The 15391-nt window shown below is 72.5% G+C and carries 15 protein-coding genes and 2 pseudogenes; 8 read left to right on the top strand and 9 right to left on the bottom strand.

Going from position 1 to position 15391, the window contains the following annotated elements:
* Nucleotides 1-3 precede the first annotated feature (3 nt).
* Nucleotides 4-828 (top strand): DUF1206 domain-containing protein, encoded by an 825-nt coding sequence (locus tag OG594_RS21180; RefSeq protein WP_266601226.1) that lies wholly within the window; start codon nt 4-6, stop codon nt 826-828.
* Between the two features lie 37 nt (nt 829-865).
* On the opposite strand, the gene OG594_RS21175 is transcribed toward OG594_RS21180, so the two are convergent.
* Nucleotides 866-1300: a VanZ family protein gene (locus OG594_RS21175; RefSeq protein WP_266601224.1), complete on the bottom strand. Its 435-nt coding sequence runs from the start codon at nt 1298-1300 to the stop codon at nt 866-868.
* A gap of 258 nt (nt 1301-1558) precedes the next feature.
* Between OG594_RS21175 and OG594_RS21170 the strand changes: the two genes are divergently transcribed.
* Nucleotides 1559-2044 carry a DUF6328 family protein gene (locus OG594_RS21170; protein ID WP_266601222.1) on the top strand — a complete coding sequence of 162 codons (486 nt, stop codon included), beginning with the start codon at nt 1559-1561 and terminating at the stop codon, nt 2042-2044.
* Nucleotides 2045-2057: 13 nt separating this feature from the next.
* Here the strand turns inward: OG594_RS21170 and OG594_RS21165 are convergent, their stop codons facing one another.
* The 4 genes from OG594_RS21165 to OG594_RS21150 all read right to left on the bottom strand — a co-directional run bounded on the left by OG594_RS21165 (nt 2058) and on the right by OG594_RS21150 (nt 4384).
* On the bottom strand, nt 2058-3182 hold the full coding sequence (locus tag OG594_RS21165; protein ID WP_266603111.1) for a glutamate--cysteine ligase: 1125 nt from the start codon (nt 3180-3182) through the stop codon (nt 2058-2060).
* 216 nt (nt 3183-3398) lie between these two features.
* Nucleotides 3399-3572, bottom strand: a complete 174-nt coding sequence (locus tag OG594_RS21160) for a CsbD family protein (protein WP_078913400.1) — start codon at nt 3570-3572, stop codon at nt 3399-3401.
* A 122-nt stretch (nt 3573-3694) separates the two neighbouring features.
* Nucleotides 3695-3850: a DUF6131 family protein gene (locus OG594_RS21155; RefSeq protein ID WP_266601219.1), complete on the bottom strand. Its 156-nt coding sequence runs from the start codon at nt 3848-3850 to the stop codon at nt 3695-3697.
* A 150-nt stretch (nt 3851-4000) separates the two neighbouring features.
* The gene (locus OG594_RS21150) at nt 4001-4384 is read right to left on the bottom strand and encodes a PRC-barrel domain-containing protein (protein ID WP_266601217.1); all 384 of its coding nucleotides are present in this window, start codon (nt 4382-4384) and stop codon (nt 4001-4003) included.
* Nucleotides 4385-4719: 335 nt separating this feature from the next.
* On the opposite strand from OG594_RS21150, the gene OG594_RS21145 reads away from it, so the two are divergent.
* From OG594_RS21145 to OG594_RS21130, 4 genes and pseudogenes are all read left to right on the top strand, one after another.
* Nucleotides 4720-5448, top strand: coding sequence for a VOC family protein (locus tag OG594_RS21145; protein WP_266603109.1), 729 nt, complete (start codon nt 4720-4722; stop codon nt 5446-5448).
* A gap of 218 nt (nt 5449-5666) precedes the next feature.
* Nucleotides 5667-6446, top strand: a complete 780-nt coding sequence (locus tag OG594_RS21140) for a YhjD/YihY/BrkB family envelope integrity protein (RefSeq protein ID WP_266601214.1) — start codon at nt 5667-5669, stop codon at nt 6444-6446.
* A 39-nt stretch (nt 6447-6485) separates the two neighbouring features.
* Nucleotides 6486-6639: pseudogene (locus OG594_RS21135) on the top strand (DUF2975 domain-containing protein); the annotation flags it as partial.
* A 485-nt stretch (nt 6640-7124) separates the two neighbouring features.
* Nucleotides 7125-7655 (top strand): hypothetical protein, encoded by a 531-nt coding sequence (locus OG594_RS21130; RefSeq protein WP_266601212.1) that lies wholly within the window; start codon nt 7125-7127, stop codon nt 7653-7655.
* A 205-nt stretch (nt 7656-7860) separates the two neighbouring features.
* Here OG594_RS21130 and OG594_RS21125 read toward each other — a convergent pair.
* From OG594_RS21125 to OG594_RS21115, 3 genes and pseudogenes are all read right to left on the bottom strand, one after another.
* Nucleotides 7861-8328 (bottom strand): annotated as a pseudogene (locus OG594_RS21125) (DoxX family protein); the annotation flags it as partial.
* Nucleotides 8329-9065: 737 nt separating this feature from the next.
* Nucleotides 9066-9464 carry a contact-dependent growth inhibition system immunity protein gene (locus OG594_RS21120; RefSeq protein WP_266601210.1) on the bottom strand — a complete coding sequence of 133 codons (399 nt, stop codon included), beginning with the start codon at nt 9462-9464 and terminating at the stop codon, nt 9066-9068.
* Between the two features lie 86 nt (nt 9465-9550).
* Nucleotides 9551-10081, bottom strand: coding sequence for a hypothetical protein (locus OG594_RS21115; protein ID WP_266601208.1), 531 nt, complete (start codon nt 10079-10081; stop codon nt 9551-9553).
* Nucleotides 10082-10281: 200 nt separating this feature from the next.
* Here OG594_RS21115 and OG594_RS21110 point away from each other — a divergent pair, with 200 nt between their 5' ends.
* The gene (locus OG594_RS21110; protein ID WP_266601206.1) at nt 10282-10854 is read left to right on the top strand and encodes a DUF4262 domain-containing protein; all 573 of its coding nucleotides are present in this window, start codon (nt 10282-10284) and stop codon (nt 10852-10854) included.
* Between the two features lie 5 nt (nt 10855-10859).
* Here the strand turns inward: OG594_RS21110 and OG594_RS21105 are convergent, their stop codons facing one another.
* Nucleotides 10860-14162, bottom strand: coding sequence for a BTAD domain-containing putative transcriptional regulator (locus tag OG594_RS21105; RefSeq protein WP_266601203.1), 3303 nt, complete (start codon nt 14160-14162; stop codon nt 10860-10862).
* Nucleotides 14163-14347: 185 nt separating this feature from the next.
* Between OG594_RS21105 and OG594_RS21100 the strand changes: the two genes are divergently transcribed.
* Complete coding sequence (locus OG594_RS21100) at nt 14348-15361, top strand: NADP-dependent oxidoreductase (RefSeq protein ID WP_266601201.1); 1014 nt, start codon at nt 14348-14350, stop codon at nt 15359-15361.
* Nucleotides 15362-15391: the final 30 nt, after the last annotated feature.

The following is a 15391-nucleotide window of genomic DNA, read 5'->3' as shown; positions in this document are numbered from 1 at the left end:
CCGATGGGGAACGGCCGGGCACGCAGCGGCGTCCGGGCCGCGTCCCGCGGTGGCGGGGGCCGGGAGGTCACGGCGCGCTGCGGGCTGCTGGCCCGCGGGGTGCTGTACGCACTGGTCGGAATGCTGGCCCTGCGCGTGGCCTCGGGTGATCCCGGGGGCGGGGAGGCCGACCGCCAGGGCGCCCTCGAGGAGCTCGTGGGAAGGCCCTTCGGCGGCGTCCTCGTCTGGGCCGTGGGCATCGGGCTCGTCGGCATGGTGCTGTGGCGCCTGTCGGAGGCGGTGTTCGGCGCGGCCGGGCCCGAGGGGAACAAGCCGGTGAAGCGGCTGGCCGCGGCGGGCCGGACCGTCTGCTACGTCGCGGTCGCCTTCTCCGTCCTGTCGTTCGCGATGGGCGGGGGCGGGCGCTCCGGAGACCAGCAGTCCCGTGACATGACGGCGCGGGCACTGGACCTGCCCGCCGGCCAGTGGCTGGTGGGTGCGGCCGGGCTCGGCATCGCCCTCGCGGGCGCGGTCATCGCGGTGCAGGCGGCGCGGCGCCGCTTCCGCAAGCACCTCGCCATGGGCGGGGTCTCGGCGCGTTGGCGGGCGGCCGTCGGCTTTCTCGGGGTGACCGGCGGCCTGGCCCGGGGCGCCCTGTTCGCGGCGGTCGGCGGTTTCGTCGTGTACGCCGCCGTGCGCTTCGACCCGGCGCAGGCGAAGGGCACCGACGACACCCTGAGGTCCTTCGCCCTGACGCCGGTGGGGCCGTGGCTGCTGGTCGCGGTCGCCCTCGGGCTGATGCTCTTCGGGGCGTTCTCCTGGGCGATGGCCCGGTGGCGCGAGGTCTGATCCGGTGCGACCGGGCCGCTGCACGACCCGTCCGGGCTCAGCGGTGCCACCAGTGCCTGCGGCGCGGGTGAACGGCCCGCCCCAGCCGCAAGCCGATGAACAAGTACCCGATGAGCGCTCCGGCCGTGTTGAGGATGACGTCGTCGATGTCGAAGACGCGTCCGGTGATCAGGGCTCCCTGGGTGAGCTCCACCAGGGTCATCAGGGCGACGGTCACCACGGCGACCCGCACCAGTCCGCGTGCCGGGGGCAGCAGGACCGGCAGGAGCACCCCGAACGGCAGCCCCAGCAGCAGGTTCCCGCCCAGTTGGCGCACCGCCTCGATCGTCGACGTCCCGTCCAGATAGGCGCCGATCGAATGACCGGGGCGGACGTTGCTGTGTACAAGGGCCTCCGACGCGGCGGACGGTTCGAGCGTCAGCCGCGCCAGGGCCGCGCCGAACAGGACGGTGCCGACGAAGGCGATCACCATGGCCAGCGCCCGAACGGCCGGGTGTGCCGGACGGCGTTGCCGCCCGCCGGCTGCCGCGGTCCCTTCTCCGGACCTTCCGGTGTTCTCCGATCCCTCGAATTCCTCCGGTACCTCACCACGCCGTCGTGCGTACCTCCATGTCATGCGGGCGCGTTTACCCTGGGCACCGCTGCGTACGCGTGCTCCGCCGGCAGTCCGCCACGGCCGCACGGCGGTCCCCCGCGTGCGCGACGGCCCCGGCGGACACGAGGAGGCTTCATGGCGCAGGATGCCCGGAACGGGCGGAGCGAGAGCGCGGAGGAACGCGCGGACCGGCAGTGGCAGGAGCTCATCCAGGAGATCCGCGTCGCGCAGACGGGCGTGCAGATCCTCTTCGGCTTCCTCCTGACCGTCGCCTTCACCCCGCACTTCCAGGCCCTGCCCCAGACCGACAAGGTGATCTACATCGTGACCGTGGTGCTGGGCGCACTGGCCACGGGGGCGCTGATCGGCCCGGTCTCCTTCCACCGCATCGTCTCGGGCCGCCAGATCAAACCCGAGGCGGTCGCCTGGGCCTCGCGGCTGACCTTCACCGGACTGATCCTGCTCCTGGCCACCTGCACGTCCGCCCTGTTCCTGGTGTTGCGGGTGGCCACCAACAACGCCGTCGTGCCGTGGCTGGTCGCGGGCGTACTGGCCTGGTACCTCCTGTGCTGGTTCGTCCTCCCCCTCTGGGCACGCGTTCGCTACACCGCGGCCGACTGAGCGGCGGACGGCCTCAGAGGGCGGGTGTGGCCGTCGTCGTGTCGGCGCAGCCCAGGACCACGCCGGCGAGATCGCCCCGCTCGGCCAGCAAGGCGCGTTGGACGCGGGCTCCGTTGCCCCGTTCCAGGAGGGTGGCGATCTCCGCACTCACCCGTTCCTGGTCGCCGTGATCGACGAGCGCCTGGCGGACGTGCTCGTGGAGTGCCCGTACGGCGGCGGCGGGAGCGGTTTCCCGCATCGTCAGGGGGTGCAGCAGCGGTCCGTCCAGCCCTGACCGCCCGGCCCGCCAGCCGGCCAGTCGCAGCAGGCCCGTATCGACCCGGGCGGGCGGCTCCCCGGCCCGCCAGGCCCGGGCGGCCGTTTCGACCAGCGCGCGGACGAGGGAGGCCAGGAGCACCGTGGTCCCCGCCTCCAGGCACACGTCCGCGACCCGGATCTCCACCGTGGGGTAGACCGCCGACAGGCGCGCGTCGAAGTAGATCATCCTTTCGTCGTGCAGCACGCCGGTGTCCACCATCGTGCGGACCTGTTCGTGGTAGCGGTCGGCGGACCCGAAGACGTCCACCGGCCCGGCCGAGGGCAACCGGTTCCACACCCGGCTCCGGTAGCTTCCGTATCCGCTGTCCGTGCCCTGCCAGAAGGGGGAATTCGCGCTCATCGCGATCAGTACGGCGAGCCAGGGGCGGATCCTGTCCAGGACGGCCACGCCCTCCTCGTCCGACTCGACCGAGACGTGGACGTGGCATCCGCAGGTGAGCTGCTCCTGCGCGGTCAGGCCGAACTGCTCGGCGATCCACTCGTACCGCTGGCCGGCGCTGCGCGAGGGCCGCACGGGCAGGGGTGACGTGCCGAGGGCCGCCACGAGGGCGCCGGCGGACGCCGCGTGCCGGGCCGCCTCCGTGCGCCACCGGACGATCTCCTCCCGGAGCTCGCCCATCTCCGTCACCGGCTTGGTGCCGAACTCCACCTGCTCCCTCTGGAGCTCCTTCTCGAAGACGTGCTCCTTCGCTCCCCCGCCCTTGGAGCACTCCCCCGTGCAGTGGTCCGCCGCCGCCAGGACCGCGCCCGAGACGGCCAGCGGCTCACCGGTGGCAGCGTCCACCAGCAACAGCTCTTCTTCCACGCCCACGCTTCGCATTCCGCCGCCGCCCATCGCTCCCTGGTTCAGATCGATACAGGTGGCCGCGTTCGAGGTGAGCGCCCCGATGCCGCACGCACCCGCGGAAACCTTGCCGTCTCACGTTCACACGTATCGCGGTTGCCTGCATCCGCCGTCACGGACGATGCCGCCGTGAACATGCCGAGGTCCCGCACCCGTGGTGGGTGCGGGACCTCGCAGAGAGGCTGGTGCGCGTCAGCGCTTGAAGACGTCCTTCATCTTCTCCTTGGCCTGGCGGGCGTCGCCCTTGGCCTTCTCGGCACGGCCCTCCGCGGTCAGGCGTTCATTGCCCACCGCGCGCCCTGCTGTCTCCTTGAGCTTTCCCTTGGCCTGCTCGGCCTTGGCGCGGCTCTTCTCCTTGTCCGACACAGCTGATCACTCCCTGAGGAATTGGAACAGAAATGGGGACTGCGTACGTCTTTCATCCGACCGGAATCCCGATGGTCGAATTCCGAGCCCCGGCGTCGCTCGTACGGCGTAGGGCCGACCGTCTAGTAGTAGTGGCGGCGACCGCCGACCGCGTGCCCGACCGAGCCCAGGATCCAGAGCACCGCACCGACCACGAGCAAGATGATCCCGATGGTCCACAGGATGGAGATCCCGGTGAGAAATCCGACGAGCAGTAGAATAAGCCCGACAACAATCATGATTTCCTCGTTCCCGCTTCGGAATTCGGCGGAACTGTTGGATCCGCCGGGGCTTCTCATGAGGCGTCTACCCTAGAAATCCGTTTCTATCGGTTCCATGCCCGCCGATTTTCGGTGAGGGGAAATACCGCCACGCCGCGGGCAGGGCCGTCATCCGCGGTGGCTGCCGACCGGGCCTTCGCCGGGGAGCCACGTGATGCCGTAGTAGCTACCGACCTCTTCGCGGTAGCCGGGGTCCAGGAGGTGCTTCTGCCGGTGGAACTCGGGGGCGTTCTTGATCCGGTCCTTGTCGGCGTTCACGTAGACCTTCTCCTCCTCCAGGTCGATCCGGGACACCGTGCTCGCCGGGAGGAGCACCTCCTTGCCGAAGATCCACACACCGGTGTCGACGACCAGGTAGGCATCACCCACGTCGTAGGAGTGCTTGTCGACCTTCCCGATGTGACCGTCGGTCGCCTCGACCGTGTACCCGGTGAGATCGGCCCAGGTCAGGTGGCCCGATGCCGGCCGGAAGCTCCACACACGCTCAGTCACGCGAAACAACTCCTCCCGGTAGGGGTGACCCGTCGCGTCGCGTTCCCGACCGACCGGTCACGGACCGCACCGCGACACGCCGGACCTCCGTCGTGGGGCCCTACGTGTTCAGGCGGCTGCCCGCCCTGCCGTCGGCCAAACACGGGAGCTGGCGGCCCGGGGCCCGCCGCGCGGCCGAAGGGGGACATCGCCCGGTTCGAACCGCGCCTCGCGGCCCAGCGCCGCCGCCCGGTCTACGGTGGAAGGGTCCCGTCCCCCGCCCACGGCAGATGAGGCTGACAGCTGTGTCGACTTCGAGCCACGAGATCTTCGGTTCCCCGTGCTGGGTCAGCCTGCTGGCCCGGGATCTCGAATCCACACAGCGGTTCTACGCCGGGGTGCTCGGCTGGGACTTCCGCCCCACCCACCTCGGCGGCGGCATCATGGTCGCCTTCCGCGACGGGGCGCCCGTGGCGGGCATCGGCGCACTCGCCGGGAGCACCGGCGCGCCGGTGCTGTGGACGCCGTACTTCGCGGTCGAGGACGCCGACGTGACCGCCGCCCGGATCCTCGAACGCGGCGCCACCATGGCGGTCGGCCCCGTGGCCTTCGGCACCGGCCGGATCGCCCTGGCGGCGGACCCCGCCGGGGCCGTCTTCGGCTTCTGGCAGGGCGAGGTCGTCCCCGACTGGTCGGTCGGCCGTGGGAGTGCACCCGCCTGGCTGGAACTGCGGACGCGGGACGCGTTCGCGGCCGCCATCTTCTACGGGGAGGTCCTCGACTGGGCCGGTTCGCGTCCCGGCTGCTGCGCGGTCTCCTACGAGCACGCCCACGTCGTCCTGCGTCACGGGCACGACACCGTGGCCCGCATCAGCGGCGGCGCGCTCGAAGAGGCACCGGACCCCGAGGTCCGTCCCCGATGGCACGTCCACTTCCGCGTGCCCGACCTGGAGACGGTGGTCGAGGCCGCGATCCGGCTGGGCGGCAGGACCGCGTCTCCCGTACAGACGTCCAGCATGAGCCGGTCGATCGTCCTCGCCGATCCAGAAGGGGCGCTCTTCACCGTGGTGACACCGCAGGACTAACCGCCCTGACGTGCCCGACCGGGGCGAAGGCCGCGCCGATGGATTCCCCGACAGGAGAGTCCTATCGTGGGAGCGACACCTGGAGCGGCCATGCTCGTCACCTCACCCCCGGCCCATCGCTCCCGGTCACGGAACAGCGGTCGCCACGACGCGTCCGGGCGTGACCCGGCGAAATGATCGGGTCGGGCAGCTCCGGTCGGCTGTCGCCCGTCGGACGGATGCGCAGCGCGATACGCCGTGCGCGGGCCGGACACCACTGGGGGCGCGTCCGGGACGTCGAGCTGTGGCAGCGCTCCTTGGGGTTCTCGGCGCTGGGGTTCCTGACGCTGGTACCGCTGCTGATCGTCGTGTCCGCGGCGGACACCGCCACCGGGCAGGGCTTCGCACAATGGCTGGGGGACGGGCTCGGTGTGTCGCCGGCCGCGCGGGCGGAAATCGACCGGCTCTTCGCCCTGCCCGGCCAAGCATGGCGGACCACGACGGCATTCGGCCTCGCCGTGCTCACCGTGTTCGGCCTGTCCTTCGGGACCATGCTGCAGAGCGGCTATGAAAGGATCTGGGACCTGCCCCCGGCCCGCTGGTGGGCCAAATGGCGGCACGTGGTCTGGCTCGGCGTTCTGGTCGGCGTCTTGTACTTGTCGGCCATCACACCGCCCTGGCGTGAGTCTCCGGCCCGCGGGTTCGTCACGGTGGCCATCGGCACCCTGTTCTTCTGGTGGTCCCAGCGGCTGTTGCTCGGCGGCCGGGTGGCATGGACCGCTCTCCTTCCCGGGGCGGTCGCCACCATGATCGCGCTGCTCGGGCTGCGGATCTTCTCCCGACTCGTCTTCTCACCGCTGATCGCTTCCAACGCCGTCACGTACGGCCCCTTCGGAACCGTCCTCGTCATCCAGACCTGGCTCGTCGGCGTCGGCGTCGTCATCTTCGGTGGCGCACTCGCCGGTCGCCTGTTCCACGACGGACTGCCGCGCCGGTCCGGCCCTGCACAACCCGGGTAGACGATCGAGCCCAGCGGTGGACAGGGAACGGGCAGGGGGTTCCGGTGCGCGGAAGGAGTGATCGGCTCGATCGTGGCGGCTGCCCTGTCGTGGTTCGCGGTCGCGCCCGCCGAGGCTCCGGGCCAGCGGCAAGACGGACCCGGGCGTCACCGTCATCATGGGCGGGGTCGGCATGGCCGTGCTCGGGCTGGCGGACCGCCCAAGGATCGCATCCGCCAACCCGCTCGGGAGGTGCTCCCGTGCCGGCCGGCGCCGCAGGAGGATGGCCTACCCAGGGCGGCGGTTCGCCGATGGGCGGACCCGTCCGCCCTGGAGCGCCTTGGCGTACGGACCGATCTGCGGATCCGCCTGTACGACTGCAACGGGTCTGCGGCGCCGTGTCGACCCATGGGCGCCAAGGTGCAGACCGTCCGGGGGACTTCGGGCCGAATGCTCGGCGTCACCGGTGGGCGGGGACGTCGACCGCATTGTCATACCGCCCTGTTACGGTGCACGCGGACGGGCGTCGGACCCGGGTCGCACCCAAGTGGTTGCAGTCCACACCCACATGACGGGCCGCACGTTGCAGCGTGCGGGACACGCGGCGAGCAGTCGGGACGAGGGCCGCACATCCGCTGCTAAGGTGTCATGCGCCCATCAAGTCGGGCTCTCGCATACTGATATTTCAACGGGGTTGACGTGAAGCTTCGCCATGTCCGCGCGGTAGCCGTATTCGGTATCGCAATCTTCGCACTCACCGGAGCCCGTGGCTCCCACGGTGGCAGCTGCGGGGGCAGCAGCCACAGTTCCAGCTCGAGCTCCGGCGGTTCCAGCAGCTCCAGCGGCGGCACCAGCAGTGGCAGCGACAGCACGAGCGGCAGCACCGGCAGCAGCTCGGGCAGTTCCTCGGTCACCGGCGGGTCCGGCAACAACAAGGCCGAGCGCGACATCAAGATCGACGCGTGCAAGATGGACGCCTCGGGCAAGAACCTCGTCGCCAAGATCACCGTCACCAACAGCGGCTCGGTGGACTACACGTACAACATCTCGATGAAGTTCCGCGGGAGCACCGCCTCGGCGGCGACCCCCACCCAGGCCAAGGTCGCCGAGCTCACGGTCAAGGCGGGTACGTCGAAGCAGGCCGAGGCGACCACGGCGTACACCGGCAAGGGCGACGGCAGCGAGTACAAGGAATGCGTCGTCGACAGCGCGTCGAAGAGCGTCCTCTGAGCCGTTCCTGATCGAGCGGAGCCCCCCCCTCCTGGACGGTTGGAGCGGGGGCTCCGTCATGTTCGGACGGAGGCGGCCCGGCCGCCGGAGCGGATCACGGACTGACCCGGGCCCGGCCCCGACCCCGGGCCCGCCGGGCACCGGCGCGGGATCCGGCGGGCGTCGGGGTCGGGCCGGAGTCGGTGCGTGTCCGGGCGGCGGCACCGCGCCGCCGGTGGAGCAGCGCGTCGAGGGACAGCAGCGGCGCGCCCGCGAGGATCAGCGGAGTCCAGGCCAGCAGGTAGATCACGTCCGCACCGAAGTAGTACGGGGTGGTCGACCAGCTCATGGTCAGCCACAGGCTGAGTGAGATCAGCGCACCGCCGAGAGCCGCGATCCGGGTCAGCAGACCGGCCAGGGCGCCCAGTCCGACGGCCAGCTCGCCGGCGGCGATCGCCATGCCGAAGGCGACCGGTCGGGTCAGGGAGAGGTCGATCAGCGCGGGGATGCCCGCGGCGTCCCGCACGGCTTCCATCTGCTGGCCGATCGAGCCGTCGCCGGTGGCGGACAGGAACGCCGGGTCGGTCAGCTTGTCCAGACCGGCGTAGACGAAGGTGACGCCGAGGAAGAGGCGCAGCGGCAGGAGTGCGTACTCGGAGGCTCTCGCACGGAGGCCGGCAGAAGGCGTGTTCATGACCCTCACACGAGGGCCCCCGCCATCCGGTTCGACCGTCGGAGCCCGCTCTTCACGGCCACGGAGGCCACCGGGCCCGTCCGGGTCACGGCAGGTGACGGCGGCCGGCGTTGTTGGAACGGGTGCGGGAACTGGTGGCCGTCCAGTGGAGCCGGGATCGGGTGTGGGCCCGGTTGCTCCGACCCGTCCTTGACGAACGTGCCCCGGTGGCGTCTGCCAGTTGACTGACGACGCCGTCATCTCGACCTGCTCGTCTCCGGCGTCCTCGGGAACCAGGTGCCGATCAGGGAGACGGTCAGGGGCCGGATCTCCGTGCTGGCGGAGACCCGGGCCGGCGCGAAGTCCTCGCACCGCAGATCGTTCAGTGCCGTGACGGAGGCGCACCAGGCCCCGTGAAGCTGATCGAAGGCGACGGAAGTACCGTCTGCCCGAGGGACCTGGGGAGATCTCTCCTACCCGGCACGGGGCTACGTCATCACGACGCCGAAGCCGGCCACCGCGCTGCGGCTGTTGCCTGCCGACGCCGCCGCCGCGGCCTTCGCTGCCCTCCGGCGTGCGTGTTCAGCCACACGTGTCATCGGGCTCGGCGATCTGGCGGAGCGGACGTGCTGCTGATGCGCGTAGGACCGGTCACCGGCGCAGGTCGGCGCCGGGGGTACCGGCTCAGTGGGCTGGGTACGCGGGTGATGCTGCGGAGCGGCGCGTGCCCGGTGCCGAACGGCCCTGGCTCCGGCCGCTCAGCCCCACCGCCCGGCCAGCCCGTAGGTCCTGAGCTCAGCCCGTTCCTCCTCCGGCAGATCCGCGACGACGGCCGCCAGCTCCTCCCGCAGGTCGGGGAAGAGCGCCCAGGCCGATTCGGGCCGGCCCAGGGCGGCGAGCAGCAGGTCCCCCGGGTAGAAGTACGCGTCCAGCAAGGGCTCTTCGAGGAGCAGGCGCACCGCCAGGGGCAATGTGTAAGGGAGGCCCACCTCTTGGGTGATCAGCGTGCGCAGGTCGGCCGGGGTCAGGTCGCCGAGGCGTTTGCGGCGCAGGGCGTGGACCTTCGTGACCAGGGTGGTGGTGGGCGAGGGCGGCGGGGGCCACGGCGGTCCGTCGAGCTCGTCGAGGGTGCGGTCCAGGTGGAGCAGACGGTTCATGCGCACATTCTTGCGGGTCGGGCGGACGGGGCCGGGGAGACCGGACCCGTCCGCCCGGCCCGGTCCGGGCTGCGGCCGGGCTCGGTTCAGTGGAAGAGCATGGACGCGTCCCCCGCCGGGGTGGTGACCGATCCCGGGCACAGGAAGCTGCCCGAGGCCTTGGCTGCGGTGAAGGCCCGGTTGACGTACTTCCGGCTCGTCGCGTCGCGGTCCCACACGATGCCCGTCGCCTTGTAGCGGCAGGAGATGAAGCTCTGCCTACCGGTGATGTCGATCAGGTCGGTCCGCGCCGTGCCGGCGGTGTCGTCGAAGGTGAAGGCGGGGTTGTTGTTGAGCGTGGCGGCGATGCCGCCGCCACAGGCCAGGTTGCCGCCCGGGGTGTTGATCGTCGAGCGGTCGACGGTGAGGGCGTTCGGGGGGACGGCGCTGGTGCTCGCGTTGGTCCAGCTACAGCTGTTGCCGGCGACCACCATCACGCCGTCGACCTTCTGGTCGACGGCCGAGGCGCCGGTGCTGTGCGCGAGGGCGGTGCCGGTGCCGGTGAACGCCGCCGCGACGACCAGCGTCGCGATACCGGCGAAGCGTGAGATGCGGGTGCCGTGCGTGATGTGCCTCATGGTTCGCTCCTCCATGCCACGTACTGGTGGGGGTGGGCGAGGCGTGGGGCCTCACAGAGTGTGCGGAGTGCGTGCCGGGAGAGTCCCACAGCGGGCCTGAACTGTCAGGAGCATGTCAGTGCGATGCCGAGAAATGGCCGAAAATGCCGAGCCGCGCCCCTGCCGGGTCGCGCGCCCCGCGGGCCCCGTAGCCTCGCCGCATGCTCCGTGATCGTTTCGAATGCCGCTGCGTCCTCTGCCACGACTACGGCGACCGCGCCGAGGCCGACCATATGGACGGGCGCATCATCAGCGACGTGCAACGGCACGGCTGGCACGTGGTCATGGTCCCCGAGGATGAGATCGGACCCGGGTTCGCCTACACGATCGGTCTCGCCCACACGCACGGCGCCCCCGAACTGTGCACGTTCGGACGTGATGTCCACGAGATGCACCGCATGCTCAACGCGCTCGGCGACCTCGCCGCCACCGGCGCCGCGTCGACGGACGGGCAGGAAGACGGGCAGGAAGACGGGCAGGAACACGAGGGCGTGGTGGACGGCGGGCCGGTGCGGCTCCGGAGCGTCGACATGCGCTGGTGCCGGACCTTCTTCGGCCGGGCCATCGGGTTCTACCGGCGGCCCCCGCTCCCCTTCCTACAGGTCACCTGGCCCGACGCGGGTGGGCGCTTCCACTGGGAGGAGCGGGCGGACGAGGACCACCGGGAGTCGCAACCCCGGCTGTGGCTGCCGCCCGACGACCACCCCGTGGGGGTCTGGACCGCCGAACTCTGACGCGGTCACGGCCCGGCGCGCTCGATCAGCGCGGCGACCTGCGCCTGCGGCGACAGGGTACGGCCGCGCGCGAACGCGGTGGCGAAGGCGTCGTCGCCCAGCCGCGCGCGGAGGCGGACCGTCGCCCGGTCCACGTCGTGCCGTTCCGCCGGCGGCAGCGGGGTGCCGAGGGACTCCCGCAGCGCGGCGGCCGTGCCGAGGAGCGCCGCCGCCGCGGCGGCCCGGTCCCCCGGGACGGCGGCCACGGACCCGGCACCCGCCAGCCCCTCGAAGGCCAGTGCGAGGGCGCGCGGGTCACCCGAGCGGCGGGCCGCCGCGAGGCCGTCCCGGTGCAGGGTCTCCGCGAGCGGGGCGTCACCGCGCGATTCGGCCACGTACCCCAGCTGCGCCAGGATCAGCGCGACGCTGATGTCCACCCCGAGCCTGCGGCTCCAGTCGAGCCACGGCCGCAACCACGCTTCGGCGGCGTCCAGGTCGCCGTCCCGGCGGGCCCCGAGGGCCAGTCCGATCTCCGCGAACTGCTGGGCCGGCCGGTGCGACTGCTCGTCGGCCAGCCGCCGGGCCTGCTCGTGGAGGTCCGCGGCCCGTGCGGTGTCCCCCGTGAGCAGGGCGATGCGGCCCTGCTGTGCCAGCCGGAAGGAGACCTGGGTGAAGAGCTCCAGTTCCCGCGCGCTCCGTACGCCGTCCTCGTGCAGCCGGGCGGCCCGTGCGTAGTCGCCGCTGATCTCGGCGAGGACGCCCAGCTGTTCCGAGGCCTGGAGCCGGCCCCACTGGTCGCCGAGTTCCGCGAACAGCCGTGCCCCGGCCTCGGCGTTGCGGCGCAGCTCCGTGAGGTCGCCCCGGTACAGGGCCCTGGTGGCGAGGCCGCTGAGCGCGGCCGCCTCGCCCCAGCGGTCTCCGAGGCCCCGGAACACCGCCGGCAGCCCTTCGAGGACGTCGTCGTCCGCGGCTGCAGCAGTGACGTCGGCATCGGACCCGCTCGTGAAACCGATCCGGGCGAACTCCAGCAGCCACCTCCCCCGCGGGTCGGCGCCTTCGAAGTCGCCGCCGAGCAGGCTGTCGTCCCCGGCGAGCACGGCGAAGGCGGCCAGCCGGGCCCGCGCACCGGCGACGGCCGGCCCGTCCTGCCCGCCCGCGGCGGCCGCGCACGCCAACGCGGACCCCAACGCCGTACGCGCCTCGCCGATCCGGCCGCGCAGGAACCAGTACCAGGCCGACGCGTTGACCAGCCGCAGTGCCGCACCGGCCGCTCCCGCCGCGACCGCCGCGTCCAGCGCGGCACGCAGGTTGAGGCCCTCGGAGTCGAGACGGCGCAGCCGTCCGCGCTGTTCGGGACCGTGCAGGTGGACCGCGGCCCGCTCAGCGAGGTCGGCGAAGTGCTCGGCGTGCCGCAGCCGTGCGGCCGCGGCCTCGCCCGCCCCGTCGAGCCGTTCCAGGCCGTACGCGGTCACCGATTCCAGCATCCGGTAGCGCGGCGCCCCCGTATCGCCGCCACCGTAGGGTGCGACGACCAGTGAGCAGTCCACCAGCCGCGTGACCAGGTCCAGGACGTCCTCGGCGGCGGTGTCGCCCGCGGCGCACACCGCCTCCGCCGACTCCAGCGTGAACCCGCCCGAGAACACGGCCAGCCGGCTCAGTGCCGTCTGCTCGGCCGGGGCCAGCAGCTCCCAGCTCCAGTCGATCATCGCCCGCAGGGTCCGCTGCCGGGCCGGCGCGTCCCGACGTACCTGGTTGAGCAGCCGGAACCGGTCGTGCAGCCGCTCGGCGAGTGCGTGCACGCCGAGCGCCCTGACCCGGGTGGCGGCGAGTTCGAGGGCGAGCGGGAGTCCGTCGAGGCGGCGGCACACCAGGGCCACGGCCTCGGCGTTGTGCGGGCCCAGGGTGAACCCGGGCGTGCCGGCGGCGGCGCGGGCGGCGAAGAGCTCCATCGCTTCGGCCCCCTCGAGCGGGACGACCGCTTCCAGGGTCTCGCCGGCGAGGGCGAGCGGCTCCTGGCTGGTGACGAGGACGCGCAGCCCGGGGGCCTGCCGCAGGAGCTGCCCGGTCAGGTCGGCCACGGAGGTGACGACGTGCTCGCAGTTGTCGAGTACCAGGAGCAGCCGGCGCGTTCCGAGCGCTGCGGCCAGCCGGTCCCGGGCGGCGGCCCCGCCTCCCGAGCCGGTGGCGGCACCGCCTTCGGCGCCGGCGTCCTCGCGCACCCCGAGGGCGGCCGCGATCACCGCGGCCACGTCGCCCCGCGCGCCCGCGAGTTCGACGAAGCGCACGCCGTCGGGAAACGGACCCGGCCCGGCATCGGCGAGGCGGGCCGCGGCGGCGAGCGCGAGGCGGGTCTTGCCGACGCCACCGGGCCCGGTGAGCGTCACCAGGCGGCCGGCCTCGACCGCCGCGCACACCCGGGCGACGGCTTCCTCGCGCCCGACGAGCGAACTGACCGGGGTGGGGAGGTTCGTCCCGGGCCGGAACGGCCGCGCCTCCACGACGGCGGGCACCGGCCCCGACACCAGCTCCGGCCCCGACCCCGGCCCCGACGCTGGTTCCGGCACCGGCACCGGCGCGGCCGTCAGTTCCGGATCCTGCCGCAGGATCGCCTCGTGCAGCGCGCCGAGTTCGGGGCCCGGGTCGATGCCCAACTCCTCCGCGAACCGTGTCGTCAGCTCCCGGTAGGCCGCGAGCGCCTCGTTCTGCCGCCCCGCACCGTAGAGCGCCCGCATCCGGGCCGCGTACAGCCGCTGCCGGAGCGGATGCTCCGCGATCAGGGCACCCAGTTCATCGGCCAGTACGACGTGTTCGCCCAACTCCAGCCGCGCCTCGGCGAGGTCCTCCTGCGCGGTGATCCGCCGCTCCTCCAGCCGGACCGCCTCGGTGCCCACGAAGGCGGCGTCCGGGAAGTCGGCGTAGGCGCGACCCCGCCACAGCCCGAGTGCCTCCGACAGCAGCGCGGCCCGCGCCCGCGCCCCGTCCTCCTTGCGGGCGAGCGCGGTCAGTTCGGCGAACCGGCCCGCGTCCACCGCTTCGTCGGCCACCCGCAGCGCATAGCCCGCCGGACCGAACCCGACCAGGGCCCGACCGCCCTCCTCGGCCCGTGCCAGGATGCGCCGCAGCTGGGAGACCTTGGTCTGCAGGGTGTTCCCCGGGTTGCCCGGCAGGTCCTCGCCCCACAGCTCGTCGATCAGCCGGTCCACGGACACGGGCCGCCCGTACCGCACGAGCAGAGCGCCCAGCAGCGCCCGGACCTTCGCCTCGGGCACGGGGACGGGGGTCCCCTCATCGGTTCGTACGGTCAGTGGTCCCAGCACCTCGAAACGCATGCCGCAACGTTACTTCTTCCTCGTCAACAGCCCGTGGGCGGAAGGCCGGTGGTCCCAGAACCCCGCACTTCCGCAGCGCGTGCGCGGCCCGTGCGTCGCCCGTCGGCGGCCCGTGCGCGGCCCCTTGCACGGTGTTCCTGTGACCGCGAACGAGCGGTCCTCAACCGCACCGGAAGGAACACGCCATGACCGTCTCCCGTGAGATCCGCCTCGTCTCCCGCCCCACCGGTACCCCGAAGCCCGAGAACTTCCAGCTCGTCGCCGCCCCGCTCCCGGAGCTCGGCGAGGGGCAGATCCTGGTGCGCAACACGTGGATGTCGGTGGACCCGTACATGCGGGGCCGGATGGACGACGCCCCTTCCTACATGCCGCCGTTCGCCCTCGGCTCCGCCCTCGAAGGCAGCGCGGTCGGCGAGGTCGTCGCCTCCCGTGCCGCATCGGTTCCGGTCGGGGCGACCGTCTCGCACTTCCTCGGCTGGCGGGAGTACGCGGCCCTGGACGCCGGCGCCGCCACCGTCGTCGACACCTCGATCGCCCCGCCGACCGCCTACCTCGGCGCGCTGGGCGCCACGGGCCTGACCGCGTACGTCGCGCTGACCCGGACCGCGCCGGTCGAGGAGGGCGATGTCGTCCTCGTCTCCGCAGCGGCCGGGGCGGTGGGCAGCATCGCCGGGCAGCTGGCACGGCAGTTGGGCGCGTCCCGGGTCATCGGCTCGGCCGGCGGCCCCCGCAAGACCAAGAAGCTGCTGGACGTGTTCGGCTACGGCGCGGCCGTCGACTACCGCCGGGGCGATCTCCCCGGCCAGCTCGCCGAGGCCGCCCCCGAAGGCATCGACGTCTATCTGGACGCCGTCGGCGGCGACCACCTCCAGGCGGCCGTCGGCGCGATCCGTCCCGGTGGGCGGATCGCCATGGTCGGTGCCATCAGCGGCTACGGCGCCGTGCGGCCGGCACCGGGTCCCGACAACCTCTTCCGGGCCGCGGCCCACGAGGTGACCCTGCGGGGGATGCTGGTCTCCAGCCACTTCGACCTGTTCCCCGAGTGGATCGGCAAGGCGGCCGGCTGGCTGGCCGACGGGACCCTGCGCACGGAACAGACCGTCGTCGACGGGATCGAGCGGGCGCCCGAAGCCCTCCTCGGCGTGCTGAGCGGCGCCAACATCGGGAAGATGCTGGTCCGGCTGGGCACGGACCACTGAGCGGACCACTGAGCGCCGACCGCTGAGCGC

Source organism: Streptomyces sp. NBC_01214, assembly GCF_026340975.1.
GTDB lineage: Bacteria > Actinomycetota > Actinomycetes > Streptomycetales > Streptomycetaceae > Streptomyces.
The sequence above is the reverse complement of the archived record's forward strand: the minus strand, read 5'-3'. Positions and strand labels throughout refer to the sequence as shown.

Coding starts and splice junctions, on each gene's coding strand:
- OG594_RS21165 (WP_266603111.1), bottom strand. CDS start 3,182: ATGCGAAGCGTGGGCGTGGAAGAAGAGCTGTTGCTGGTGGACGCTGCC.
- OG594_RS21170 (WP_266601222.1), top strand. CDS start 1,559: ATGGCGCAGGATGCCCGGAACGGGCGGAGCGAGAGCGCGGAGGAACGC.
- OG594_RS21175 (WP_266601224.1), bottom strand. CDS start 1,300: ATGGTGATCGCCTTCGTCGGCACCGTCCTGTTCGGCGCGGCCCTGGCG.
- OG594_RS21140 (WP_266601214.1), top strand. CDS start 5,667: ATGCGCAGCGCGATACGCCGTGCGCGGGCCGGACACCACTGGGGGCGC.
- OG594_RS21180 (WP_266601226.1), top strand. CDS start 4: ATGGGGAACGGCCGGGCACGCAGCGGCGTCCGGGCCGCGTCCCGCGGT.
- OG594_RS21110 (WP_266601206.1), top strand. CDS start 10,282: ATGCTCCGTGATCGTTTCGAATGCCGCTGCGTCCTCTGCCACGACTAC.
- OG594_RS21155 (WP_266601219.1), bottom strand. CDS start 3,850: ATGATTGTTGTCGGGCTTATTCTACTGCTCGTCGGATTTCTCACCGGG.
- OG594_RS21115 (WP_266601208.1), bottom strand. CDS start 10,081: ATGAGGCACATCACGCACGGCACCCGCATCTCACGCTTCGCCGGTATC.
- OG594_RS21120 (WP_266601210.1), bottom strand. CDS start 9,464: ATGAACCGTCTGCTCCACCTGGACCGCACCCTCGACGAGCTCGACGGA.
- OG594_RS21105 (WP_266601203.1), bottom strand. CDS start 14,162: ATGCGTTTCGAGGTGCTGGGACCACTGACCGTACGAACCGATGAGGGG.
- OG594_RS21100 (WP_266601201.1), top strand. CDS start 14,348: ATGACCGTCTCCCGTGAGATCCGCCTCGTCTCCCGCCCCACCGGTACC.